24 protein-coding genes and 1 pseudogene are annotated in these 25,670 nt (G+C 52.8%); 18 read left to right on the top strand and 7 right to left on the bottom strand.

Going from position 1 to position 25,670, the window contains the following annotated elements:
• The first annotated feature begins 592 nt into the window (after positions 1-592).
• From NL510_RS13505 to nqrM, 12 genes and pseudogenes are all read left to right on the top strand, one after another.
• Positions 593-1,761, top strand: a pseudogene (locus NL510_RS13505) (ISAs1 family transposase).
• A gap of 431 nt (positions 1,762-2,192) precedes the next feature.
• Positions 2,193-3,338, top strand: a complete 1,146-nt coding sequence (locus NL510_RS13500; RefSeq protein ID WP_253384907.1) for an MlaE family ABC transporter permease — start codon at positions 2,193-2,195, stop codon at positions 3,336-3,338.
• Positions 3,332-4,132: an ABC transporter ATP-binding protein gene (locus tag NL510_RS13495; protein WP_253377564.1), complete on the top strand. Its 801-nt coding sequence runs from the start codon at positions 3,332-3,334 to the stop codon at positions 4,130-4,132. The genes NL510_RS13500 and NL510_RS13495 overlap by 7 nt, the downstream gene beginning before the upstream one ends.
• A gap of 3 nt (positions 4,133-4,135) precedes the next feature.
• Positions 4,136-5,074 (top strand): MlaD family protein, encoded by a 939-nt coding sequence (locus NL510_RS13490; RefSeq protein ID WP_253377563.1) that lies wholly within the window; start codon positions 4,136-4,138, stop codon positions 5,072-5,074.
• Positions 5,075-5,139: 65 nt separating this feature from the next.
• Positions 5,140-5,724: an ABC-type transport auxiliary lipoprotein family protein gene (locus NL510_RS13485; RefSeq protein WP_253377561.1), complete on the top strand. Its 585-nt coding sequence runs from the start codon at positions 5,140-5,142 to the stop codon at positions 5,722-5,724.
• A gap of 457 nt (positions 5,725-6,181) precedes the next feature.
• Complete coding sequence (locus tag NL510_RS13480) at positions 6,182-7,525, top strand: Na(+)-translocating NADH-quinone reductase subunit A (RefSeq protein ID WP_253377559.1); 1,344 nt, start codon at positions 6,182-6,184, stop codon at positions 7,523-7,525.
• Between the two features lie 2 nt (positions 7,526-7,527).
• Positions 7,528-8,766, top strand: coding sequence for an NADH:ubiquinone reductase (Na(+)-transporting) subunit B (locus tag NL510_RS13475; RefSeq protein WP_253384905.1), 1,239 nt, complete (start codon positions 7,528-7,530; stop codon positions 8,764-8,766).
• Positions 8,759-9,553 carry a Na(+)-translocating NADH-quinone reductase subunit C gene (locus NL510_RS13470; RefSeq protein ID WP_253377556.1) on the top strand — a complete coding sequence of 265 codons (795 nt, stop codon included), beginning with the start codon at positions 8,759-8,761 and terminating at the stop codon, positions 9,551-9,553. The genes NL510_RS13475 and NL510_RS13470 overlap by 8 nt, the downstream gene beginning before the upstream one ends.
• Positions 9,546-10,184, top strand: a complete 639-nt coding sequence (locus NL510_RS13465; RefSeq protein WP_253377554.1) for an NADH:ubiquinone reductase (Na(+)-transporting) subunit D — start codon at positions 9,546-9,548, stop codon at positions 10,182-10,184. Before NL510_RS13470 ends, NL510_RS13465 begins: the two co-directional genes overlap by 8 nt.
• A 6-nt stretch (positions 10,185-10,190) precedes the next feature.
• Positions 10,191-10,787: an NADH:ubiquinone reductase (Na(+)-transporting) subunit E gene (gene nqrE / locus NL510_RS13460; protein ID WP_253377552.1), complete on the top strand. Its 597-nt coding sequence runs from the start codon at positions 10,191-10,193 to the stop codon at positions 10,785-10,787.
• Between the two features lie 10 nt (positions 10,788-10,797).
• Complete coding sequence (nqrF, locus tag NL510_RS13455) at positions 10,798-12,018, top strand: NADH:ubiquinone reductase (Na(+)-transporting) subunit F (RefSeq protein ID WP_253377550.1); 1,221 nt, start codon at positions 10,798-10,800, stop codon at positions 12,016-12,018.
• Between the two features lie 2 nt (positions 12,019-12,020).
• Positions 12,021-12,230, top strand: coding sequence for a (Na+)-NQR maturation NqrM (gene nqrM, locus NL510_RS13450; protein ID WP_253377548.1), 210 nt, complete (start codon positions 12,021-12,023; stop codon positions 12,228-12,230).
• A gap of 72 nt (positions 12,231-12,302) precedes the next feature.
• On the opposite strand, the gene ychF is transcribed toward nqrM, so the two are convergent.
• Together ychF and pth are read right to left on the bottom strand one after the other, a co-directional pair.
• Complete coding sequence (gene ychF, locus NL510_RS13445; protein ID WP_253377546.1) at positions 12,303-13,397, bottom strand: redox-regulated ATPase YchF; 1,095 nt, start codon at positions 13,395-13,397, stop codon at positions 12,303-12,305.
• A 126-nt stretch (positions 13,398-13,523) separates the two neighbouring features.
• On the bottom strand, positions 13,524-14,108 hold the full coding sequence (gene pth, locus NL510_RS13440) for an aminoacyl-tRNA hydrolase (protein ID WP_253377536.1): 585 nt from the start codon (positions 14,106-14,108) through the stop codon (positions 13,524-13,526).
• A 274-nt stretch (positions 14,109-14,382) separates the two neighbouring features.
• On the opposite strand from pth, the gene ychH reads away from it, so the two are divergent.
• Positions 14,383-14,658: a stress-induced protein YchH gene (ychH, locus tag NL510_RS13435; protein WP_253377534.1), complete on the top strand. Its 276-nt coding sequence runs from the start codon at positions 14,383-14,385 to the stop codon at positions 14,656-14,658.
• A gap of 52 nt (positions 14,659-14,710) precedes the next feature.
• Here the strand turns inward: ychH and dauA are convergent, their stop codons facing one another.
• From dauA to lolB, 4 genes are all read right to left on the bottom strand, one after another.
• Entirely contained in the window at positions 14,711-16,405 is a 1,695-nt protein-coding gene (dauA, locus tag NL510_RS13430) for a C4-dicarboxylic acid transporter DauA (RefSeq protein ID WP_253377531.1), read from the bottom strand.
• A 124-nt stretch (positions 16,406-16,529) separates the two neighbouring features.
• Entirely contained in the window at positions 16,530-17,477 is a 948-nt protein-coding gene (gene prs, locus NL510_RS13425) for a ribose-phosphate diphosphokinase (protein ID WP_003856663.1), read from the bottom strand.
• 126 nt (positions 17,478-17,603) lie between these two features.
• Positions 17,604-18,473: a 4-(cytidine 5'-diphospho)-2-C-methyl-D-erythritol kinase gene (ispE, locus tag NL510_RS13420; protein WP_253377529.1), complete on the bottom strand. Its 870-nt coding sequence runs from the start codon at positions 18,471-18,473 to the stop codon at positions 17,604-17,606.
• The gene (gene lolB / locus NL510_RS13415) at positions 18,470-19,081 is read right to left on the bottom strand and encodes a lipoprotein insertase outer membrane protein LolB (RefSeq protein WP_253377517.1); all 612 of its coding nucleotides are present in this window, start codon (positions 19,079-19,081) and stop codon (positions 18,470-18,472) included. The genes ispE and lolB overlap by 4 nt, the downstream gene beginning before the upstream one ends.
• Before the next feature lie 201 nt (positions 19,082-19,282).
• Between lolB and hemA the strand changes: the two genes are divergently transcribed.
• The 5 genes from hemA to kdsA all read left to right on the top strand — a co-directional run bounded on the left by hemA (position 19,283) and on the right by kdsA (position 24,328).
• Positions 19,283-20,539 (top strand): glutamyl-tRNA reductase, encoded by a 1,257-nt coding sequence (gene hemA, locus NL510_RS13410; RefSeq protein ID WP_253377508.1) that lies wholly within the window; start codon positions 19,283-19,285, stop codon positions 20,537-20,539.
• Positions 20,540-20,580: 41 nt separating this feature from the next.
• The gene (gene prfA / locus NL510_RS13405; RefSeq protein ID WP_253377506.1) at positions 20,581-21,663 is read left to right on the top strand and encodes a peptide chain release factor 1; all 1,083 of its coding nucleotides are present in this window, start codon (positions 20,581-20,583) and stop codon (positions 21,661-21,663) included.
• Complete coding sequence (gene prmC, locus NL510_RS13400) at positions 21,663-22,493, top strand: peptide chain release factor N(5)-glutamine methyltransferase (protein WP_253377501.1); 831 nt, start codon at positions 21,663-21,665, stop codon at positions 22,491-22,493. The genes prfA and prmC overlap by 1 nt, the downstream gene beginning before the upstream one ends.
• Before the next feature lie 134 nt (positions 22,494-22,627).
• On the top strand, positions 22,628-23,437 hold the full coding sequence (gene sirB1 / locus NL510_RS13395) for an invasion regulator SirB1 (protein WP_253377499.1): 810 nt from the start codon (positions 22,628-22,630) through the stop codon (positions 23,435-23,437).
• A gap of 36 nt (positions 23,438-23,473) precedes the next feature.
• Positions 23,474-24,328, top strand: coding sequence for a 3-deoxy-8-phosphooctulonate synthase (gene kdsA / locus NL510_RS13390; RefSeq protein WP_253377495.1), 855 nt, complete (start codon positions 23,474-23,476; stop codon positions 24,326-24,328).
• 72 nt (positions 24,329-24,400) lie between these two features.
• Here kdsA and chaA read toward each other — a convergent pair whose 3' ends face one another.
• On the bottom strand, positions 24,401-25,501 hold the full coding sequence (gene chaA / locus NL510_RS13385) for a sodium-potassium/proton antiporter ChaA (protein ID WP_253377486.1): 1,101 nt from the start codon (positions 25,499-25,501) through the stop codon (positions 24,401-24,403).
• Between the last annotated feature and the right edge of the window lie 169 nt (positions 25,502-25,670).

Here is a 25,670-nt window from a genome sequence, read left to right as displayed (position 1 = left end):
ACCACACATTTTCCCGGCAAATTTCGCCCGGGTGGATGACATCCTTTCTTATCCTTCAGAACCGCCTGGTCCACCCGCCGGGTCTGGCAGCCCCATTCGTTAACGTACTTCGCGAGGATCCCTTTCCCCTGCGCTTAAGCGCCGCCGCCGGTCACAGCGAGTGTAAATGGAGGGTCGCGAAGGAGGTGGATATTAATGTCACACTATCAATGTAATAAATATTTCATGGAGGATATATTCATGAAGTCACTCATGAAAAAGGCAAATCTACTCATTGTGATAGTGGCAATAATAATTGCAGCGCATTAATGGATATGGCGGATTTTTATTATTTTTGATTTTTAATCAATGGCTTATGTTAGTTTGCTCTGTGGCGTAAATGGGCGTTTTGATAAATCAGATTTTATTATTGGAATAATCCTGGAATGATTCGGCTACTACATTTATCGTCAGCCAGTAACATGCAAATATTGAATTGATGGCAAGCTCATGAAAACCGTGATGCAAATCACGGTTTTGTCCTGGTTATAGTTCCCTGAAATGATTAAAATTTAACCTTCAGCATTGCTAATAAAGATAAAAAAGACATCAGATGAGCATTCAAAGCTTGCTTGATTATATTTCTGTTATTCCTGATATACGGCAGCAAAGGAAAGTTAAACACAAATTATACGATATTTTATTTATTACTGTTTGTGCCGACATTGCCGGTGCTGATGAGTGGCAGGAGATTGAAGATTTTGGTCACGAACGTCTCGAATGGCTAAAGAAATAGGGTGATTTTAATAATGGTATCCCTGTTGATGATACCATTGCGCGAGTGGTGAGTAATATTGATAGTCTGGCGTTTGAAAAGATGTTTATTGAATGGATGCAGGTGTACCATGAAATAACAGATGGTGAAATTATTGCAATAGACGGAAAGACCATAAGAGGCTCCTGCGATAAAGGCAAAAGAAAAGGAGCAATTCATATGGTAAGTGCATCCTCGACCGAAAATGGTGTTGTGCTGGGGCAGGTGAAAACGGAAGCCAAAAGTAATGCGATCGCAGCCATCCCGGAATTGCTTAACTTACTAGATTTAAAGAAATATTTGATAACTATTGATGCTATGGGTTGTCAGAAAGATATTGCATCTAAAATCAAAGATAAAAAGGCTGATTATCTTCAGGCAGTCAAAGACAATCAGGGTAAATTGCATCATGCATTCGAAGAAAAATTTCCGGTAGCGCTATTTTCCGATTGTGAAGGTGATTCATTTAGCACGCAGGAGATTAGTCATGGAAGAAAGGAAACTCGCTTACATAATGTCAGTGATGTAACCTCTGATTTTTGTGATTTTGAGTTTGAATGGAAAGGGTTAAAGAAACTTTGTGTGGCGCTTTTATTCAGACAGGAAAAAGAAGAGAAATCAGCGGAAGGTGCAAGTATCCGATATTATACTTTTTCAAAGGATTTGGATGCTAAAGAATGAGTACATGCTATCAGAGCGCACTGGCGGATTGAGAATAGCCTCCATTGGGTTTTGGATGTAAAAATGAATGAAGATGCCAGCCGAATAAGAAGAGGAAACGTAGCTGAAATAATATCAGAAATAAAGAAGATGGCACTGAATCTATTAAGGGGTTATAAGGGCTTCAAAGCCGCGATGAAGAGGAAAAGAAAGCGGCGTTAAGTACATGTTACATAGAGGAAGTGCTCGCAGCCTGCGTAGAACGTAGATTTCGTGGTGAGGAAATGAAGGCTTTAACACAAATTTAATTCATGCGTTTGCCCTGAACCTCCGGGCAACTGCACCTGCGTTACGCCGCACGCAGGGGGCTGGCGCAATTATCAAGCATGGTAATAGTGTTGACATAAACACCCAGCACCCTAGCTGAGCGCAGTACGGGTCTTGAGTCGTCTTAATACTGCTTTAACGCTATGCTAAACAGATTGCGTGAAGAGCAAACCTTTATCAAATATCAAGGTTAATACCGCTGCCAGGTACTTATTTTCCCTGATAAAATCTTTGTAAAGACACCGTGCGAGCTTAGCGTTCGGCATACGACTGTGGCCTAATATGATATCTATTATTAGAAAAGCGCCGCTGGTTCGTTGTTACAGCACGGCAAAATGTTCGACGTAATGACATCTTTTTCCGGTCTGCGTGCAGGCCCATTGAACAGATTGAGTAATTACAGGTCCTCATGATGACAGAACAGACGCTCACTGCATTACTCAATATTGATGAGACCAAAAATCCTCCGCGTATCGCTGCTTCGGGCGACTGGGTGCTGGCGCATTATGCCCATCTGGAGCCTGCCGTCAGCGCGTTACAGTCTCGATTACCCCCAAACGCCGTTTTCGACCTGAGCCAGTTAGGGACACTTGATACCGCTGGTGCCACGCTGCTGGTCAAGCTTATGGGTGAGCAAAAGATACTGGCGCTCGATCGTATTGCGCCATCGCTTCCGGTAGAGCGCCGTGTCCTGCTGCAAACCGTCGGAGCGGCATTACTGGACTACGCCGCGCCTCAGGCGCATAAGCGGCCGGGTATCGTCACCGAGCTGCTGGCGAACGTTGGAAAGTCGGTGGAAAGCTTCTGGCAAAACCTGGTTGCCCTCATCGGATTTATCGGTCTGACGCTTGAAGCACTTTTTGCCACCCTGTTGCGGCCATCTCGCTGGCGGGTTACGTCTCTGGTCGCTAATCTGCAGCAAATTGGCCTGAATGCCGTGCCTATCATCGCAATGCTGACGTTTATGGTCGGAGCGGTAATCGCTTTTTTGGGATCAACGGTGCTCTCCACGTTCGGTGCCAGTATATTTACCGTTCAACTGGTGGTGTTTTCATTCCTGCGCGAATTTGCCGTGCTGCTGACGGCAATACTCATGGCCGGGCGAACCGCCAGCGCCTTCACTGCACAGATCGGCCTGATGAAAGCCAATGAAGAGATTGATGCTATCCAGGCAATGGGGCTAAATCCGGTCGAACTGCTGGTACTTCCACGCGTGCTGGCGCTACTACTGGCGCTGCCGATGCTGACCTTTATTGGCATGATCAGCGGGATATCGGGTGGAATTGTGGTTTGTGCATTAACGCTTGATATCTCCCCAACCATGTTTTTAACCATAATGCAGAACAGCGTCGGTTTTGAACATTTTTTGGTGGGCATGATTAAAGCGCCGGTGTTTGCATTTCTGATTGCCATCATCGGTTGCCTGGAAGGGTTTAAGGTGAGCGGAAGCGCGGAATCTGTGGGCGCACATACTACCGCGAGCGTTGTACATTCAATATTTGTAGTGATCCTGCTGGATGCGGTTGCTGCACTGTTTTTCATGGAGATGGGATGGTAAACGACATTAGCCCGGACGCCATTATTCGTATCCGTAAACTGCGTAACTGCTTCGGGCCACAATGCGTGCACGTCGATCTCGACCTCGACGTGCGGCGTGGCGAAATCCTCGGCGTAGTGGGCGGGTCGGGTACCGGCAAGTCAGTGCTCCTGCGCAGTATCGTCGGTCTTCGTCGCCCGACGGACGGCCGAATCGAGGTATTTGGCGAAAATCTTACCGAACTTAGCGGCGCGCGCCGTTCCGTGCTGGAGAAGCGTTTTGGCGTTCTGTTTCAGCGCGGAGCATTATTCAGCTCGCTAACGGTCACGGAGAACGTGGCCCTGCCGCTTATCGAGTATGCGGGGCTTGAGCGCCGCGACGCCGAACACCTGGCGCAGGTTAAACTCGCGCTGGTCGGTTTGCCCGCCAGCGCCGGAGATAAATATCCATCCTCACTTTCAGGAGGCATGGTGAAACGCGCAGCGCTGGCCAGATCCCTGGCGTTGGATCCGGAGATCCTGTTCCTGGATGAGCCAACCGCAGGGCTGGATCCCATCGGTGCCGCCGCGTTTGACAATCTTATTGCCACGCTACGTAATGCGCTGGGATTAACCGTATTTTTAGTGACCCATGATCTGGATACCCTTTATACAATCTGTGACAGGGTGGCAGTGCTTTCGCAAAAAAAAGTGCTAGTTGTGGATTCACTGGACGTGGTGGCAGCGACTCAAGATCCCTGGATACAGGAATACTTCCACGGCCCACGCGGGCGAGCCGCACAGCAGACCCAAACGACGTTACAAAAGAGGCAATAAAAGATGGAAACTCGCGCTCACCATGTTCTCATTGGGTTATTCACTCTCATTATTTTCACTGCGGTGCTGTTGTTTAGCCTGTGGCTGAGCAAATCCGACAGCGATCGCCAGTTTAACATGTACGATATCGTCTTTAACGAGGCCGTGAGCGGCCTTTCCCAGGGCAGTACGGTTAATTACAGCGGGATCCGGGTCGGTGAGGTGGTTCAGCTTCGTCTGGACAGGGATAACCCCGGTAAGGTATGGGCCAGGATCAGAGTCGCTGCCTCTACGCCCATCCGTCAGGATACCCAGGCGCGGCTGGCTATGGCCGGTATTACCGGGACATCTAATATTCAGCTAAGCGGTGGAAGTGAAGCCAGCCCGGCGCTGGAAGGGGATGACGAGAGGATCCCGGTGATTATCGCCACCCCTTCGCCGCTGAACCAGCTACTCACCAATGGCGAAGATGTGATGACCAACGTTAATGAGGTCCTGTTGCGCTTAAATCAGGTCCTTACGCCGGATAATCAGCAGCGATTCGTCAATACGTTAGACAATCTGGAAAAAATTACCGATACCGTGGCCGGTCAACGGGAAGATATCCGCACCATCCTGCATCAGCTGGCGATGGTGACAAAACAAAGTAACGAGACGCTGGCCCAAACCAACCGCCTGATGCGCAATGCGAACGTACTGCTGGACGGTAAGGGCAACGATCTGATTAACAATGCGGCCAATACCCTGGCACTGTTGCAAAAGACGAGCGCTTTGTTGAATCAGATAGTCAGCGATAATCAGCATTCACTTAGCAACGGCATCCAGGGCTTTAACGAACTTGGACCTGCCGTCGATGAGTTACGCAAAACCCTGGTAACATTACGCGGAGCGATCAACCGCCTGGAAGAAAACCCAGCCGCCTTGTTAAGGGGCCCTGAACGTACGAAGGAGTTTACCCCATAATGACCGCTTTCAATCATAGGTTGTCCTGCCTACCTCGCCATATGTTCAGGTTGCTGGCTGTTCTTATGTGCCTGCCGCTGGCCGCCTGCACGGTGTTGCCGCAACCGCCAGTTTCGCAGGTCTGGTTACTGCCCGCTCAGCCGGGAACGTCTGCAAGCGGTCAGGCCATAAACCGTTCGCTGCGCGTTGTGCAGCCCAATACCAGCCAGTTTATTAACAGTTCGCGTATTGCCGTTCAGCCTCAGGATGCGGAGATAACGGTCTACAGCGGGTCGCGCTGGAGCGATTCGGTGCCCGTATTGGTTCGTAATCGTCTGACGCAAGAGTTGCGCACTAACGGGCGTTTTATCTCAGTCAGCAGCGATGATGATAACTTGCAGGCCGATTTAGAACTCGGGGGTGATTTATCCGCATTCCAGGGGGTCTATCGCGGGAAAAAAGGCGAAGTGCTGATTCAGTTTGACGCGCATCTGGTGCAAACATCCGATCGCCGCGTGATAGCCAGCCAGCGTTTCGTGATACGCCAGCCCATAAACGGGCGTTCGATGAACGAGGTCGTTGCGGCCTTTGGCCTCGCCAGCGACACGCTTGCCGCAGAGACACTCCGCTGGCTGCAGAATACCGGCGCAATACGCTCACCTTTACCCTGAAGGGCTAAGATGCAATAAACAGAGCGCTTTATCCACGCGCAAGGGTAAAGCGCCACATCCGCAAGCCGGGGTAAAATCACATTTGCTCATTCCGCTGGGTGTTTTCGGGCAATCAATCAGTCTAACAAATTTTTTCCATAGTTATTTTTTAAATTTAAGAATTTTCTGCAAGATTTTTCAATTAATGTCATCCAGCGCGCACTATTGTCACTATGTGTAATTATCCATTTCTTTAGTTGACTGGGTGGGAGTGAAAATATTTAATAAAACCATCTGGAGTAGTGTGGATATTATGGAGGTGAATTTGACTTTAAATAATAATATTTTACTTAAAAAAAGGATTTATTTTTTATCATACCATTAATTACTTCTTCAGGTCAGACCCGGGAATGGGCCTGTCCATTTTGTCTTTTAAGGTTATTGAACATATATAACCTCTAATCATGATGACTTTATTATGTTCAGAATTAAATCAGGACTTGATTTACCTATTGCCGGTGCACCTGAACAATCGATTTCACTGAACACCAGCGTTCGTCATGTTGCAATCTTAGGCGACGATTATAACGGCATGCGTCCTGCCATGCTGGTAAAGCCTGGCGAGCGAGTTGTGAAAGGTCAGGCTCTGTTCGAGGATAAAAAAAATCCGGGCGTCATGTTTACCGCCCCGGCCAGCGGAGTGGTAACGGCTATACATCGCGGAGAACGCCGCGTGATGCACGCCGTTGTTATCCGCATCGAGGGCAATGAACAGCGCGAATTTAAGCGTCATGATCTGGCCACTCTCGGCGAGCTTAGTCGGGAGGTCGTTCAGCGTCAGCTTCTCGATTCCGGACTGTGGACCGCATTTCGCACCCGCCCCTTCAGTAAATCCCCGGTTCCTGACTGCGAACCGGCGGCTATCTTTGTCACGGCAATCGACACCAATCCCCTTAGCGCAGACCCGCAGCCCATTATTTCGATGCAGCAGGAGGCATTTGATGCCGGGCTAACCCTTCTCACGCGACTGACGGCGGGAAAAGTCCATGTCTGTCAGGCCGGGGGCGGGGGGCTTAATGGTCATCCACAACGGCGCGTTACGTTCAGTGAATTTACCGGCCCGCATCCGGCTGGGCTTGTCGGAACGCACATCCATTTTTTGGAACCGGTAAGCCTGTCCAGGCAGGTCTGGCATCTCAATTATCAGGACGTCATTGCCATCGGCCAGCTTTTCCTGACGGGAGAGTTGTGCTCTGAACGAATCATCGCCATCGGCGGCCCTCAGGTCGCGAATCCGCGTCTAATCCAAACGCTGACGGGCGCGGATATCGCGGAGCTTCTCAGCGGCGAGCTTAAAGAGGGCGAGAACCGTGTGATATCGGGATCGGTACTCAGCGGACGCCATGCCACGGGGCCGCAGGCTTATTTGGGTCGTTACCATTTGCAGGTGAGCGTCATTGCCGAAGGACGTGAGAAAGAGCTGTTCGGCTGGGTATTGCCGGGCAAAGAGAAGTTTTCGTTGACCCGAACCACGCTTGGTCATTTTTTGCGTAAGAAACGCTTCAACTTCACCAGCAGCACCCACGGAGGCGAACGCGCGATGGTCCCTATCGGTAGTTACGAACGCGTTATGCCTCTGGATATTTTACCGACTCTGCTGTTGCGTGACTTGCTCGCCGGTGATACCGACAGTGCGCAAGACCTCGGGTGCCTGGAGCTTGATGAGGAGGATTTGGCACTCTGTACCTACGTTTGTCCGGGGAAATATGAGTATGGCCCGGTGCTGCGTGAAGTCTTAACCCGCATTGAACAGGAAGGGTAATGATGGGCTTAAAACAACGCTTCGATAAGCTGGAGCCGCACTTTAGTGAGGGTGGCAAACTGGCAAGATATTATCCGCTGTTTGAAGCGACAGCGACCCTTTTCTATACACCAGGACAGGTGACGAAGGGGGCAGCACACGTGCGCGATGCCATCGATTTAAAGCGCATGATGATTCTGGTCTGGTTTGCCGTTTTTCCGGCGATGTTCTGGGGCATGTACAACACCGGGCTGCAAACCATCGTCGCCCTGCATCAGCTTTATGATGCCGATCAGCTTGAAATGGTGCTCCAGTCCGACTGGCACTATCGGCTCGCCCAGTGGCTGGGAATAAGCGTTGCCGCCGATGCCAGTTGGATAAGTATGATCGGATTAGGCGCGGTCTACTTCCTGCCGATTTACCTCACGGTATTTTTGGTCGGGGGCTTCTGGGAGGTGCTTTTCGCGGTTATCCGCAAGCATGAGATCAACGAAGGTTTCTTTGTCACCTCAATTCTCTTCGCTCTGATTGTACCCCCCGCGATACCTCTGTGGCAGGCTGCGGCTGGGATAAGCTTCGGCGTGGTGGTGGCGAAAGAGATCTTCGGTGGAACCGGGCGCAACTTCCTCAATCCGGCGCTTGCAGGGCGCGCATTCCTGTTCTTTGCCTGGCCGGCACAAATTTCAGGCGATCTGGTCTGGACCGCAGCAGACGGTTTCTCCGGCGCAACGCCGCTCTCACAGTGGTCTGCGCAGGGCGGAGAAGCGCTCGTCAATAACGCTACCGGCCAGACCATCACCTGGCTTGATGCCTTTATCGGCAATATTCCTGGATCGATCGGTGAAGTCTCGACCCTGATGATTTTATTCGGTGGCGCAATCATCCTTTTTGGCAGGGTCGCGTCATGGCGTATCGTCGCCGGCGTCATGCTGGGCATGGTGCTCACCGCCACGCTCTTTAACGTTATCGGCTCCAGCACCAACCCGATGTTCTCAATGCCCTGGTACTGGCATCTGGTCCTGGGCGGTTTTGCCTTTGGCATGATGTTTATGGCTACCGACCCGGTGTCAGCCTCATTCACCGACAGAGGAAAATGGTGGTATGGCGCGCTGATTGGCGTGATGTGCGTACTCATTCGTGTGGTCAATCCGGCTTATCCGGAAGGAATGATGCTGGCCATTTTGTTTGCCAATCTGTTTGCCCCGCTATTCGATTATCTGGTGGTGCGGGCCAACATTAAGCGGAGGAAGGCGCGTGGCTGAGGTGAAAAACAACGAAAGTAACGGCAAGACCCTGCTGGTGGTGCTGATCATTTGCCTGGTCTGTTCAATTGTGGTGGCGAGCGCAGCCGTCGGGTTGAAGTCTCGCCAGCAGGAACAGCGCGCGCTCGATCGGCAGCGCAATATTCTGGCGGTCGCGGGCCTGATGCATCACGGCATGAGTAGCGAAGAGGTATCTAACATTTTTGCTGAACGGATTTCGGCGCGTCTGGTGGACTTAAATACGGGCGAGTTTCTGGATAAGGATCCGGCCAAATTTGACCACGCGCAGGCGGTTAAAGATCCGCTTATGAGCCTGAAGCTTGAGGTCTCTCAGGATCCGGCGGGCATTAAGCGGCGCAGCCATATTGCCGAAGTATATCTGGTGCGCGACGCGCAGAACCGGATCCAGGAGCTGGTGCTGCCCGTCTACGGCAACGGACTGTGGTCCGTGATGCACTCACTGGTTTCAATCGAAACCGACGGCAAAACGATTAAGGGGATCATCTTCTACGACCATGGTGAGACGCCAGGGCTGGGTGGAGAAATTGAAAACCCGAACTGGCGCGCACAGTTTGTCGGTAAAAAGGCCCTGAACGAGGACGGACAGCCTGCGCTGAGGATCGTGAAAGGCAGCGCGCGGCAGGACGATCATCATGCCGTCGACGGCCTTTCTGGCGCAACGCTCACCGCCAACGGTGTGCAGAACAGTTTTGACTTCTGGATGGGTGAACTGGGCTTTGGTCCGTTCCTTAAAAACGTTCGTGAAGGAGCACTAAACAATGTCTGAGACAGTCGATAGTAAACAGATAAAACGGGTGATTATCGAACCGCTTTTAGCGAATAATCCCATCACGTTACAGGTTCTGGGCGTCTGCTCCGCATTGGCCGTGACCACTCGGGTTGATACGGCGCTGGTGATGGCCGTGGCCGTCACCTTGGTAACGGCGTTCTCCAGCATGTTCATTTCGCTGATCCGTTACCATATTCCTAACAGCGTGCGCATGATCGTTCAAATGACCATTGTCGCCTCGCTGGTGATCGTCGTCGATCAGCTGCTGCGCGCCTTTGCGTATGAAACCTCAAAACAGCTGTCGGTATTTGTGGGTCTAATCATTACCAACTGCATCGTGATGGGCCGCGCCGAAGCTTACGCGATGAAAATGCCCCCAATCCCGAGCTTTATGGATGGCATCGGTAACGGTCTGGGTTATGGCGCCATATTAATTATCGTCGGTGTGATAAGAGAATTAGCCGGAACGGGTAAAGTTTTCGATATCACGATCTTTGAAACCTTCCAGAATGGCGGCTGGTATTATCCAAACGGGTTATTTTTACTGGCACCCAGCGCATTTTTCATTATTGGTTTCCTGATCTGGCTAATTCGGACGCTGAAGCCAGAACAGCAGGAAAGGGAGTAACTGCCGATGGATCATTATCTGAGCTTATTTGTCCGTGCGGTGTTCATTGAAAATATGGCCCTGGCATTCTTCCTCGGCATGTGTACATTTTTAGCCATCTCTAAAAAGATCTCCACGGCTTTTGGGCTGGGTATCACGGTCACAATCGTGCTTGGACTAGCAGTACCGATAAACAACCTGGTTTTCAACTACGTATTGCGTGATAGCGCGCTGGTGGAAGGCGTGGATCTTAGCTTCCTCAACTTTATAACCTTTATAGGCGTCATTGCCGCGTTGGTACAAATTCTTGAGATGGTACTCGAGAGATATTTTATGAATTTGTATAACGCGCTGGGCATTTATCTGCCTTTGATTGCCGTACACTGCGCCATTTTTGGTGGCGTAGCGTTTATGGTTCAGCGAGATTATAACTTCGGGGAATCTATTGTTTACGGAATTGGGTCCGGGCTGGGCTGGATGCTGGGTATTCTGGCCTTAACGGGGCTGCGCGAAAAAATGAAATATGCCAACGTTCCCAATGGATTGCGTGGCTTAGGGATCACCTTTATTACCACCGGACTGATGGCGCTGGGCTTCATGTCGTTCTCTGGTGTGCAACTGTAAGGACTAAGAAATGGAGATAATTCTTGGCGTAGTGATGTTCACGTTGATAGTGGTCGCACTGGCGGGCATGATTTTAGCGGCCCGTGCCAGGCTAGTGAACGCTGGCGAGGTACTTATTGATATCAATGGTGACCCACAGCATCAAATTCGTGCGCCAGCAGGTGATAAGCTACTTAATACGCTGTCCGCGCAAGGCATTTTTATCTCCTCTGCCTGTGGCGGGGGCGGCTCGTGCGGACAGTGCCGGATAACGGTAAAAGAGGGCGGTGGCGATATTTTGCCGACGGAGCTGGCGTCGATTACCAGGCGCGAAGCCAAAGAGGGTTGTCGCCTGGCGTGCCAGGTTGCGGTTCGCCAGGATATGAAAATTGAGCTTGCGGAAGAGATCTTCGGGGTCAAAAAATGGGTGTGCGAGGTTATTTCAAACGACAACAAAGCCACCTTTATCAAAGAGCTGAAGCTCAAGATCCCGGATGGGGAGTCGGTGCCATTCAGAGCGGGGGGCTATATCCAGATAGAGTGTCCTGCCCACACGGTCGCGTACCGTGATTTTGATATTCCACAAGAGTATCGCAGCGACTGGGATAAATTTGATCTTTTCAGGTTTGTTTCAGATGTCAAAGAGCCAACCCTTCGCGCCTATTCAATGGCTAACTACCCTGAGGAAGAGGGTATCATTATGCTCAATGTGCGAATCGCCACACCGCCTGCGTCAATGTATGTGCCGCCCGGGGTGATGTCATCCTACATCTGGTCGTTAAAGCCCGGTGATAAAGTGACTATTTCCGGCCCCTTTGGCGAGTTCTTCGCACGGGAGACCGACGCGGAAATGGTATTTATAGGCGGAGGCGCGGGAATGGCTCCCATGCGTTCTCACATCTTTGACCAGCTTAAGCGGCTGGGTAGCAAGCGTAAAATCAGCTTCTGGTACGGTGCGCGATCCTTAAAGGAAATGTTCTACGCTGAAGAGTTTGAACAGTTGGCCCGTGAAAACCCTAATTTCACTTTCCACGTTGCCTTGTCCGATCCGCTGCCAGAGGACAACTGGACCGGCTACACGGGATTCATCCACCAGGTACTTTTCGAAAACTACCTCAAGCAGCATAGCGCACCGGAAGACTGTGAGTTTTATCTGTGTGGTCCACCGATGATGAATGCGGCAGTGATTACGATGCTGCATTCGCTCGGCGTGGAAGATGAAAATATTCTGCTTGATGACTTTGGGGAATAACAATGATGACTTTTGTCGCAACCTTTGTTGTCTTTTTGCTGGTAGTGCTCGGCATGTCGATTGGATGGCTTATTAAGCGCAGAACGATCGCTGGCAGCTGTGGCGGCATTGCCTCTGTCGGCATGGAAAAGGTCTGCGAATGTCCTGAACCGTGCGAGGCGCGTAAAAAGCGTATCAGGGATGAAAATACCGTGACGCTAAGGCTTAAATAAACATTTAATCAATACATAAAAAATCCACGCAACAGCGTGGATTTTCAGGGTTTTCATGAGGTGAATTGAGTTTTAGACGTTGAACAGGAAGTTCATCACGTCGCCATCTTTTACGACATAATCTTTCCCTTCCGCACGCATCTTGCCAGCTTCTTTCGCGCCTTGCTCACCTTTGTAGGTGATGAAGTCTTCAAACGCGATAGTCTGTGCGCGGATAAAGCCTTTCTCGAAGTCTGTGTGGATTTTACCCGCAGCCTGTGGCGCAGTGGCACCTACAGGGATGGTCCATGCACGCACTTCTTTCACGCCAGCGGTGAAGTAGGTTTGCAGGTTTAGCAGTTCGTAACCCGCACGGATCACGCGATTAAGACCCGGTTCTTCAATGCCCAGTTCGGCCATAAACTCTTCACGATCAGCATCGTCCAGTTCAGCGATATCGGATTCAACCGCCGCGCACACCGCAACCACCACAGAGCCTTCAGCCGCCGCGATTTCACGCACTTTGTCCAGATAAGGGTTGTTCTCGAAACCGTCTTCGTTGACGTTGGCAATATACATGGTTGGCTTCAGCGTCAGGAAGCTCAGGTATTTGATTGCTGCCTTGTCTTCCTCAGTCAGGTTCTTAAGCGCGCGCAACATACCCGCGTTTTCCAGCTGCGGCAGACATTTTTCCAGCGCCGCTTGCTCGGCTTTAGCGTCCTTATCGCCGCCTTTGGCACGCTTTTGCACGCGATGCAGAGCACGCTCGCAGGTGTCCAGGTCAGACAGCGCCAGTTCGGTGTTAATAACTTCGATGTCATCAGCCGGATCCACTTTATTGTTGACGTGGATAATGTTGTCATTCTCAAAGCAACGTACAACGTGGCCGATCGCTTCGGTTTCACGAATGTTGGTCAGAAACTGATTACCCAGGCCTTCTCCTTTGGATGCGCCTTTTACCAGGCCCGCAATGTCCACGAACTCCATGGTGGTGGGTAAAATGCGCTGCGGCTTGACGATTTCTGCGAGCTGGTCAAGACGCGGATCGGGCATGGGTACAACACCGGTGTTCGGCTCAATGGTACAGAACGGGAAGTTTGCCGCTTCAATACCGGCTTTGGTGAGCGCGTTGAACAGGGTGGATTTGCCAACGTTTGGCAGACCGACGATACCGCATTTGAATCCCATCTCTAAATCACCTTAATGTCTTGATAATCAATCCGTTATTAACAACCGATTGAAAAAAAGTAAATAACTACGCTTATTATACACGTAACCCGCAGGCCGCGCGGTAAAAAAGCCGTACTGCGCGGATTATTGCGCTTTAAACGCATGCAGGCGGTTAGTCGCTTTAGTCAAGCCGTCTTGTAGCCAAATCTCGGTACAGCGCGCCGCTTCGTCAACCGCGTCGTCTATTAATTTCTGCTCTGAAACCGGGGGCTTACCGAGCACGAAACCCACAACTTTGTTTTTATCGCCCGGATGACCAATTCCTAAACGCAAACGGTGGAAATTAGGGTTATTCCCCAGTTTGCTGATGATGTCTTTTAAACCATTGTGACCGCCGTGGCCGCCGCCCAGCTTGAACTTTGCGACACCCGGCGGGAGATCCAGTTCATCATGCGCCACCAGAATTTCATCCGGATTGATGCGATAAAATGTTGCCATTGCCGCCACGGCTTTGCCGCTCAGGTTCATGAAAGTCGTCGGCACCAGCAGGCGCACGTCCGCGCCAGCAAGGTTGATACGTGAGGTATACCCGTAAAACTTCGGTTCTTCACGCAGGGGAGCGTGCAACCGTTCGGCCAGCAGATCAGCGTACCAGGCACCGGCATTATGGCGAGTGGCTGCATACTCTGCGCCGGGATTAGCGAGGCCGACAATCAGTTTAATCGTCACGATTCAATTCCTAATGGGTTCCAGATCTGGCGCGTAGTTTACTGTCTGGCGCGCCGCTTGACAAAGTTCTGCGCGATGAACACCAAAAAGACAATAATTACTCAGTTGAACCATTAGAATTTCAAGCTGTTCAACGCCTTATTTGTAAATTTTTGTCTGGGCACGTTTCGTAAATGTGATCATTCACGCAACTCGTAAAAGGAGCGTTGCCTATACTTTACACACAAGGATCGGGGGCATTACCCCTTACAACCCATAGTTCCGGAGGTAATATATGAAACGCAAAAACGCTTCGATACTCGGTAACATACTGATGGGGTTGGGGCTGTTCGTGATGGTAGTTGGTGTGGGTTATTCTATTTTGAACCAGTTACCACAGCTTGACCTCCCACAATACTTCGCTCACGGCGCGGTATTGAGCATCTTTCTCGGGGCGGTGTTGTGGCTGGCTGGCGCACGCGTCAGCGGGCATGAACAGGTCTGCGACAGATACTGGTGGGTGCGCCATTACGATAAACGTTGCCGCCGGGACCAGCACAAGCACAGCTAGCGTGGGGCAACAACAGATATTAAAAACGACGCATATCACGTCGTTTTTTACATTAAGAAGGCAGAGCTTCACGCTCCGCTAACGCCGCTTCGCGGTCAGGGTAAAATGTCAGCCGGCCCGGGATCGGCTGTACGCCCGCGCGTGCCATAGTGCGTAGCGGCTGAAATTCCAGATTGCTCACCCGCAATTCACATCCCTGTGGCAAACGCGCAACGAAGCGCTGAAAGGCGTCCAGCCCGCCCGCGTCCAGCACGGGTACGGCATCCCATTTCAGGACCACAATGCGTTTGCCCACAATGCGCGACTCCAGATCGCTGAACAGCCCTTCGGCGGCCGCAAAGAATAGCGGGCCAATGACGCGCAGAACCAGCACATCCTCCGGCACATCAACCTTAACCGACGAAAGCCGCGTCATCTGCGCGATGCGGCGCATAAAGAGCAGGGAAGCCAGTACAATCCCAACGCTAATAGCAATGACCATATCGAACAACACGGTCAGCGACATACAGATGAGCATCACAATAATGTCGTCTTTCGGCGCACGGCGCAGCAGGTTCACCACCTTATGCGCCTCACTCATGTTCCAGGCGACCATTAACAGCAGAGCCGCCATCGCTGAGAGCGGGAGCCAGGAGAGCAGTGGGGCGAGTATCAGCAGAGCCATGATAACCAGCCCGGAGTGGATAACCGCCGAAACCGGAGACGTTGCACCCGCGCGAACGTTAGCGGCCGAACGGGCGATTGCCGCCGTGGCCGTAATCCCCCCGAAGAACGGCGCAATAATATTGCCCATCCCCTGGCCGACCAGCTCGCTGTTCGCATTGTGTTTGGTCCCGGTCATGCCGTCGAGCACCACGGCGCACAGCAGAGATTCAATTGCCCCCAGCATCGCCATTGAGAAAGCGGCAGGTAACAGCGCGTGAAGCGAATCCCAGCTCAGCGTGAAGCTGGAGCCCGGCATATTCCACGGCAGCACCAGTTGCGGTAATAGCTGCGGAATGCCGTTCCCCTGCGAACCGTCTGCCAGAATATAGTGGAACTGTGAACCGATGGTCGCCACCTGACCGCCGAACAGATTGACGATAGCCATCACCGCACAGCCCAGCAGGAGTGCTGGCAGGTGTCCAGGCAGACGAATGCCCAGCCGGGGCCAGACGATCAGCGTACCCAGCGTTACAATGCCTGTTGCCGCGTCGCCCAGGTTAGCGGTGGGCAATGCCATAATGAGCGCGCCGACTTTTTGCAGGTAGTGCTCCGGGACGTGGACCAGCTGCAGGCCGAGGAAATCTTTGATTTGCATCGTCCCGATGGTGATACCAATCCCGGAGGTGAATCCCAGTGTGACGGAGAGCGGAATATATTCGATTAACCGACCAAAGCGAGCCAGGCCAAACAGAATCAAAAAGACACCGGACATCAGGGTGGCGACCAGCAGCCCGGCCAGACCAAACTGCTGGGAAACAGGATAAAGGATAACCACAAAGGCGGCGGTCGGGCCGGAGACGCTAAAGCGAGAGCCGCCCGTCAGGGCAATCACAATCCCGGCCACGGCCGAGGTGTAAAGGCCGTACTGTGGCGCAACGCCGCTACCGATCGCCAGCGCCATCGCCAGCGGGATGGCGATAATGCCGACGGTTACCCCGGCTATCAGGTCACGTATAAAGCGTGACGATGAGTATTTCTCTTTCCAGCAAGCGTCGATGAGGGCGCGAAAGGGCAGAACATGTGAGGAAGTTACGTTTTTCACAATTAACCATCATTCTTGTGCGTATCATCTGTCATATGAATAATAGATGATTGAATCATTAGTCATACAAATAAATATCGGAAACAAAAAAACCCGCCGTAGCGGGTTTTTGAGCCGTGCTCGATCAGTGTTCGAACATGGCAGAGATTGATTCTTCGTTGCTGATACGACGAATCGCTTCGGCCAACATTCCGGACAGGGTCAACGTGCGCACGTTTGGCAGCGCTTTGATTTCGTCGCTCAGGGGAATGGTATCGCACACCACAACTTCATCGATAACGGAGTTGCGCAGGTTGTTCACGGCATTACCGGAGAAGATTGGGTGGGTTGCGTAAGCAAATACGCGCTTGGCCCCACGTTCTTTCAGCGCTTCTGCCGCTTTACACAGCGTACCGCCGGTATCGATCATATCATCAACCAGCACGCAGTCGCGGCCAGCAACGTCACCGATGATGTGCATCACCTGAGAGACGTTAGCGCGTGGACGACGTTTGTCGATGATTGCCATGTCGGTATCGTTGAGCAGCTTAGCGATAGCACGGGCACGGACTACACCGCCGATATCCGGAGACACCACAATCGGGTTATCGAGGTTCAGTTGCAGCATGTCTTCCAGCAGGATTGGGCTGCCGAATACGTTATCAACCGGGACGTCGAAGAAACCCTGGATTTGCTCTGCATGCAGGTCAACGGTCAGAACGCGGTCAACGCCGACGCTGGAGAGAAAATCCGCGACAACTTTGGCTGTAATTGGCACACGCGCGGAACGGACGCGACGGTCCTGGCGCGCATAACCAAAATAAGGGATGACAGCAGTGATACGGCCTGCGGAAGCACGGCGCAGGGCATCGACCATAACAACCAATTCCATCAGGTTGTCGTTCGTTGGAGCACAGGTGGACTGGATGATGAAAATATCACCACCGCGTACATTTTCGTTAATTTGTACGCTGACTTCGCCGTCGCTAAAGCGACCTACAGCGGCATCGCCGAGGGAAGTGTACAGGCGGTTGGCAATACGTTGTGCTAGTTCCGGGGTGGCGTTACCAGCAAAAAGCTTCATATCAGGCACGAGAAGAACCTCAGGCATGCGTCCAGTGGTGGATAGCATTCGCCGCAAACTGCGGGGCCTAAGCGAAATGCTATCCAGGCGGTGTATTAAAGAGCGCGATGCAACGTCTGGAACAGGGTGACGTTGTCACCGAAACTCAGTCTGCGCCAGAATGGCCTGTTGTAGAGGGGAGGTGTTCACTCCACGCGCTACAAAACCATGCAGCCAAACCGGCGCTTGCTCAAGCACCTGACGGGCGGCGGATTCGGTGTCAAATTCAGCAAAGACACAAGCCCCTGTGCCAGTCAGGCGCGACGGCGCGTATTCTAACAGCCAGGAAAGCACCGCATCAACCTCGCGAAAACGTTTTCTTGCGATATCCTCGCAATCGTTGCTGAATTCACAATTTAATAACGTCTCTATTGACCGCGCTGGCGTATCTCTTTTCAGGTCAGGATCTTTGAAGATGACCGGCGTCGGAATACTCACGCCAGGCTGGGCAACAAGATACCATTTTTCCTCAGGTTCTACCGCCGTGAGGATCTCGCCCACCCCTTCGGCAAACGCCGCATGCCCGTGAATAAACACCGGGACATCCGCGCCAAGCGTAAGTCCTAAGGCCGCCAGTTCATCTTTCGACAGGCCGCATCCCCAGAGATGGTTCAGGGCGACCAGCACGGTAGCGGCATTAGATGAGCCGCCGCCCAGCCCGCCGCCCATCGGCAGACGTTTTTCAACCGCCAGATCCGCGCCGCTTCCCGCAGGCAGTCGCCCTGTTTGTGCTGCCGCCTTCATCAGCAGGCGCGCGGCAAGAATGATGAGGTTATCGTCATGCTCCACGCCCTCCACAGGCGTCAGCAGACAAATCTCGCCGTCATTACGCGGCGTTATCGAAACAGTATCGCCATAATTGAGAAACTGAAACAGCGTCTGCAGGCTATGATAACCGTCAGCACGCTGGCCGATGATGTAGAGAAACAGATTCAGTTTTCCAGGAGAGGGCCATTGGCTCATCATTTAACGATCCAGTTATCCATCTTCAACTTAATGCGCTGGCTGCCCTGGGTCAGCTCCATGTTGGAGGGCAGGGAAGGTGTCGTTTTACTGTCATAGGCGCTAAATACCACCTTCCAGGTTTTACCGTTCTGGGTGTAGTTGAGCTGGCTCAGGCGGTATTGATCGTCGAGTCTGTAATCGGTCGCCTCTCCCGGCAGTCCGAGGATCCACTGGCGCAGGCTGTTCAGCGGGATAGGCATACCGGTCAGTTTACCGATCATCTCTTCGGCATCGGTGGCGGTATAGCGTTGGCCTTTACTGTCGGTTATCTGCGCTTCACCCGGTCCGGCGATAAGCTCAAGCTCGGTACTGCCCAGCGGGTTCAGCAACAGCAGGCGATAACGATCCTGTCCCGTTTGCTGCCAGAAAAAGCGGGCATAAACCTTTTGCTCGTCAGACAGATAAGCAAAGGCGCCACGCGTCTGGTACTGGCTTAAGTTACGCACGTCCTGCTGGTGCTGACGCCACTGCGGCGAGTCGGGGCTTTTGCCCGGGCCTTTAGGTTGGTTGACGGTACACGCGGTCAGAACCAGTGCCGCCAGAGGCAGCAGGCGAATCAGTCGGGTCATAATGAGGACAAATCCTTGAGATACGTTGCAGTTATAACTGTTAATGCTAGCGTCCCACAGGAGCAGCGTCTACGTTCAAATTATCTCAAAGCGCTTTCTAACCTATTACTCCGAAAGGGTGTGGTCTCTTTTATTGATCTCGCGCATCCTGTATGATGCGACCTGCTAACCTTATTAACGCTGGTACTACTCCCGCTCAACATGACCTTATTAGCACTCGGCATTAACCACAAAACAGCCCCGGTTTCACTGCGAGAACGTGTCACGTTTTCGCCGGATACGCTCGACCTGGCGCTGGACAGCCTGCTCGCGCAGCCTATGGTGCAGGGTGGGGTGGTGCTCTCGACCTGCAACCGCACCGAGTTGTACTTAAGCGTTGAGGAGCAGGACAACCTGCATGAAACGTTAATCCGCTGGTTATGTGACTATCACCATCTCAACGAAGAAGAGCTGCGCAATAGCCTTTACTGGCATCAGGATAACAATGCGGTCAGCCATCTGATGCGCGTGGCCAGCGGCCTTGATTCGCTGGTGCTTGGCGAGCCGCAGATCCTGGGTCAGGTCAAAAAAGCCTTTGCCGATTCGCAAAAAGGGCACCTGAAAGCGAGCGAGCTGGAGCGTATGTTCCAGAAGTCGTTCTCCGTGGCGAAGCGTGTGCGAACCGAAACCGACATTGGCGCCAGTGCGGTTTCTGTTGCTTTCGCAGCCTGTACCCTCGCACGTCAAATCTTCGAGTCTCTGTCAACCGTTACGGTGCTGCTGGTCGGTGCGGGTGAGACCATCGAGCTTGTGGCGCGCCATCTGCGCGAGCATAAGGTGAAAAAGATGATCATCGCTAACCGTACCCGCGAACGTGCGCAGGTACTGGCAGACGAAGTGGGTGCGGAAGTGATTGCGCTAAGCGACATTGATGAGCGTCTGAAAGAGGCGGATATTATTATCAGTTCTACCGCCAGCCCGCTGCCGATTATCGGCAAAGGGATGGTGGAGCGTGCGCTGAAATCGCGGCGTAATCAGCCGATGCTGCTGGTGGATATCGCCGTACCGCGCGATGTCGAACCGGACGTCGGCAAACTGGCTAACGCCTATCTTTATAGCGTCGATGACCTGCAAACGATTATTTCCCACAACCTTGCCCAGCGTAAAGCCGCAGCGGTTCAGGCGGAAACCATTGTCGAGCAGGAAACCAGCGAGTTTATGGCCTGGTTGCGCGCGCAAAGCGCCAGTGAGACCATCCGCGAATATCGCGGGCAGGCGGCGCAGGTGCGTGACGACCTGACCGCCAAAGCGCTGGCGGCCCTGCAACAGGGCGGCGATGCCAGCGCGATTATGCAGGATCTGGCCTGGAAACTGACTAACCGTCTGATCCATGCCCCAACCAAATCTCTTCAGCAGGCAGCCCGGGACGGGGATGATGAACGCCTGACTATTCTGCGCAACAGCCTCGGGCTGGAATAGCGCCCTATACCCATTTTCTATTACAAGGTGCATTTACGCCTATGAAGCCTTCTATCGTCGCTAAACTGGAAGCTCTGCACGAGCGCCATGAAGAAGTACAGGCGCTGCTCGGTGATGCCGGGACCATTGCAGACCAGGAACGTTTTCGCGCGCTATCGCGTGAGTATGCGCAGTTGAGTGATGTATCTAAATGCTTTACCGACTGGCGCCAGGTCCAGGAAGATATTGAAACCGCGCAGATGATGCTCGACGACCCTGAAATGCGCGAAATGGCGCAGGAAGAGTTACAGGATGCGAAAACGCGTGCAGAAGAGATGGAGCAACAGCTTCAGGTTCTGCTGTTGCCTAAAGATCCGGACGATGAGCGTAACGCATTTGTGGAAGTTCGTGCCGGAACCGGCGGTGACGAAGCTGCGCTGTTTGCCGGCGATCTGTTCCGTATGTACAGCCGTTACGCTGAAGCCCGTCGCTGGCGCGTGGAGATCATGAGCGCCAACGAAGGTGAACATGGTGGTTTTAAAGAGGTTATCGCTAAGATCAGCGGTGATGGCGTTTATGGTCGTCTGAAGTTTGAATCCGGCGGACATCGCGTACAGCGCGTGCCGGCCACCGAATCTCAGGGACGTATTCACACCTCAGCCTGTACGGTTGCGGTGATGCCAGAGCTGCCGGAGGCGGAACTGCCTGATATCAACCCCTCAGAACTGCGTATCGATACCTTCCGATCTTCCGGGGCGGGCGGGCAGCACGTTAACACCACCGACTCGGCAATTCGTATTACCCACTTGCCAACCGGCATCGTGGTAGAGTGCCAGGACGAACGTTCCCAGCACAAAAACAAAGCCAAAGCCTTGTCGGTGCTCGGCGCGCGTATCCGTGCCGCCGAAGTGGCAAAACGCCAGCAGGCGGAAGCGTCCACCCGGCGTAACCTGCTGGGCAGCGGCGATCGCAGCGATCGTAACCGGACCTACAACTTCCCGCAGGGCCGGGTGACCGACCACCGCATCAACCTGACGCTCTACCGTCTGGATGAAGCTATGGAAGGTAAACTGGATATGCTTATCGAGCCTATCGTGCAGGAATACCAGGCCGACCAGTTGGCGGCATTGTCCGAGCAGGAATAATGGATTTTCAACACTGGTTACGCCATGCCGCCAGTGCGCTTTCAGAAAGTGAAAGCCCTAAGCGTGACGCCGAGATCCTGCTTGAACATGTGACGGGGAAAGCCCGCACTTATCTGCTGGCATTTGGCGAGACGGCGCTCACCCCGGAACAGGAAACGCAGCTTGCGGCGCTGCTTGCCCGACGCAAAACCGGCGAGCCGGTGGCGCACCTGGTGGGCGAGCGTGAGTTCTGGTCTTTACCGCTCTACGTTTCAGCCGCCACCCTGATCCCACGGCCCGACACCGAGTGCCTGGTGGAGCAGGCGCTGGCGCGTTTACCGGCAAAGCGTTGCCGCATTCTCGATCTCGGCACCGGCACCGGGGCGATTGCGCTGGCGCTGGCCTCTGAGCGTCCGGACTGTACGGTGACGGCAGTGGACGTGATGCCGGATGCGGTGGCGCTGGCACAGCGTAACCTTGAGCGTCTGGGGTTCAGCAACGTGTCGGTGCGACAGAGCAGCTGGTTTAGCGCGCTTGAAAGCGACACGTTTGAGATGATTGTCAGCAATCCGCCCTATATTGACCAACACGACCCGCACCTGGCGCAGGGAGATGTGCGTTTTGAACCGCTAACTGCGCTGGTTGCTGCCAGGGCGGGTATGGCCGATCTGGATCACATTGTGACAACGTCACGAGAACATTTGCTTCCCGAGGGCTGGCTGCTGGTGGAACATGGCTGGACGCAGGGAGAAGCCGTACGTGCGCTGTTCACGACGGCAGGTTACACCGCAGTGGAAACCTGTCGCGATTATGGCGGTAATGAACGCCTGACGCTGGGCACGTGGGCATGAGTCTCGGCTATCTGCCATAAACTGATAAAGGCGCATGGCTGACTGAAAAGCGGTTTGGCGTTATCATCTACATTGTTTTTGAGTTTTATCGCGTCTGGACGTCATTGTACGCGCAGTCGTTACTGGGGTAAGTCATGAGGTCCTTAGCCGATTTCGAATTTAATAAAGTGCCGCTTTGCGATGGCATGATCCTGATTTCGGAGATGATCCGCGACGATTTTACGTCGCAGTACGTCTACGATGAGCTGGAGAGCCTGGTCAGTCTTGCACGCGAAGAGATCAGTCAGGCGCGTGGCCAGGACTGGCAACTTGAAAAGCTGCTTGAGCTTTTCTACGGCGAATGGGGTTTCAGCGACACGCGCGGCGTGTACCGCCTGTCGGATGCGTTATGGCTCGACCAGGTTTTAAAAAATCGTCAGGGCAGTGCTGTGGCGCTGGGCGCTATTTTGCTGTGGGTTGCGCATCGTCTGGATATTCCGCTGGTACCGGTCATTTTCCCCACGCAGATGATCCTGCGTGCAGAGTGGCTGGATGGAGAGATGTGGTTAATCAATCCGTTTAACGGTGACACGCTGGACGAGCACACGCTGGACGTCTGGCTGAAAGGCAATATCAGCCCGATTGCAGAGCTCTTCAATGAAGATCTTGATGAAGCGGATAACTCCGAGGTCGTTCGCAAGCTGCTGGATACGCTAAAGTCGGCGCTAATGGAAGAGCGGCAGATGGAGCTGGCGCTGCGTGCCAGTGAGGTCCTGCTGCAGTTTAATCCGGAAGACCCGTACGAAATTCGCGACCGTGGCCTTATCTATGCGCAGCTCGACTGCGAGCACGTCGCACTGAATGATTTGAGTTATTTCGTGGAACAATGTCCGGAAGATCCTATTAGCGAAATGATTCGCGCGCAGATAAACGCTATCTCGCATAAACACATTACGCTGCATTAATCTTAATTCCGATTCACACCTGAATAAGGCGATCCTATGAAACAGAAAGTGGTTAGCATTGGGGATATCAAGGTAGCAAACGATCTACCGTTCGTGCTGTTTGGCGGTATGAACGTTCTGGAATCCCGCGATCTCGCCATGCGCATCTGCGAACACTACGTGACCGTGACCCAGAAGCTTGGGATCCCGTACGTGTTTAAAGCCTCTTTTGACAAAGCCAACCGCTCCTCTATTCACTCTTACCGTGGCCCGGGCCTGGAAGAAGGAATGAAAATTTTCCAGGAGCTGAAACAGACGTTTGGCGTGAAAGTGATCACCGACGTTCATGAAGCCTCCCAGGCGCAGCCGGTGGCTGACGTGGTCGATGTTATCCAGCTTCCGGCGTTCCTGGCTCGCCAGACAGACCTGGTAGAAGCCATGGCGAAAACCGGCGCCGTGATCAACGTGAAAAAACCGCAGTTTGTCAGCCCTGGTCAGATGGGTAACATCGTCGATAAGTTTATCGAAGGCGGCAATGATAAGGTTATCCTGTGTGACCGTGGCGCAAACTTCGGTTATGACAACCTGGTCGTTGATATGCTGGGCTTCAGCGTGATGAAAAACGTCTCTAACCAGTCTCCGGTTATCTTCGACGTGACTCACGCTCTGCAGTGCCGTGACCCGTTTGGCGCCGCCTCCGGCGGGCGTCGTGCCCAGGTTACCGAGCTGGCGCGTGCCGGTATGGCAACCGGGCTGGCAGGTTTGTTCATTGAAGCGCACCCGGATCCGGCGAACGCTAAATGCGACGGCCCGTCCGCCCTGCCGCTGGACAAGCTGGAGCCGTTCCTGAAACAGATCAAAGCGATTGACGATCTGGTGAAAAACTTCGACGAGCTGGATACCAGCAACTAATAAAAAACCCGCCTTCCCGGCGGGTTTTTTGGGTTTCTTCCGCGCCCGGAAGGGGAGAAGGCGCGGGTTATCTCACGCAAATATTGTCATCAGATAGGCAATAAACAACGCCATGTGCGCCGCACCGTTCAGCACGTTTGTACGTCCGGTCGAGAAGGAGATCTGGCACAGCAGCAGTGACGCGATCATCACGATCATCTCTGGCGCACCCAGCGCAAACTGCAGGTCATTGCCGGTCATAAAGGCAATCAACGTCACAACCGGTACAGTGAGTGAAATTGTTGCCAGCACGGAGCCGAAGAACAGGTTCATTGCCCGTTGAACCTGATTGTTCAGCACCGCTTTCAGCGCCCCAAGCCCTTCAGGCGAGAGGATCAGCAGCGCCACCAGGAAGCCGGTAAACGCCACCGGCGCGTTCATCTCCGTTAACAGCGTCTCCAGCGGATTTGCGTTCATCTTGGTGACCGCGATAACCGCAATCAGATGTACGATCAGCCAAACGGTATGCCACACGCTGCTGTGTGCCGATGGTTTACCGTGATGCGGGTCGTCATCGTCAGCATCATCTTCATGCTCGTATACAAACAAACTCTGGTGAGTCTTGGTTTGAATCAACAGGAATACGCCGTACATGGCGGCCGAAATCAGGGCCACCAGCAGCGCCTGGCCGGTCGTGAAGTTTGCACCGGGCAGGGCCATCGGGAATACCAGTACAATTATGGCCAGCGGGAACAGGGCAATCAGATACTGTTTAATACCAAACAGATTCATATACTGGGTAGCAAATTTACGCCCACCCAATAGCAGAGAAAAGCCGACCAGACCGCCTGTCACAATCATAATGATGGAGTAGAGCGTGTCGCGCATCAGCGTAGGCGCGGCGTCGCCGGTTGCCATCAGGGCAGAGATCAGGCTGACTTCAAGAATCACCACCGAAAGACTGAGAATTAACGAACCGTACGGCTCGCCCAGACGGTGGGCTAAAACATCCGCATGGCGTACAACGCTAAAGGCGCTGGTTAAAATACCCACCAGCGCAATAATATTAATACCAACCACCACTGGCAGTGACTGACTACTTCCCCAGAAGAACAGCACAGCCAGTGCCAGAACCGGGAAAATGAGCGACGTCTCCTTGTGGCGGGTCTTTACCGCCTCATGTACTGCTGTCATGTGCTTCTCCATCAATGCAGGTGCTTGTAATTATAGATAGAATTTTAAGGTCAATAAACTACCAGATCTCTATTGATTACCCTCAGTTTTTTACTCAATTTTACCGTTAATGAATTATTCCTGTTATGAGTGATAAAAAAGCCACTCTTTGGCGTTATTTTGTTTAATA

This window comes from unidentified bacterial endosymbiont, assembly GCF_918797525.1.
Classification (GTDB): Bacteria; Pseudomonadota; Gammaproteobacteria; order Enterobacterales; family Enterobacteriaceae; genus Enterobacter.
The sequence above is the reverse complement of the archived record's forward strand: the minus strand, read 5'-3'. Positions and strand labels throughout refer to the sequence as shown.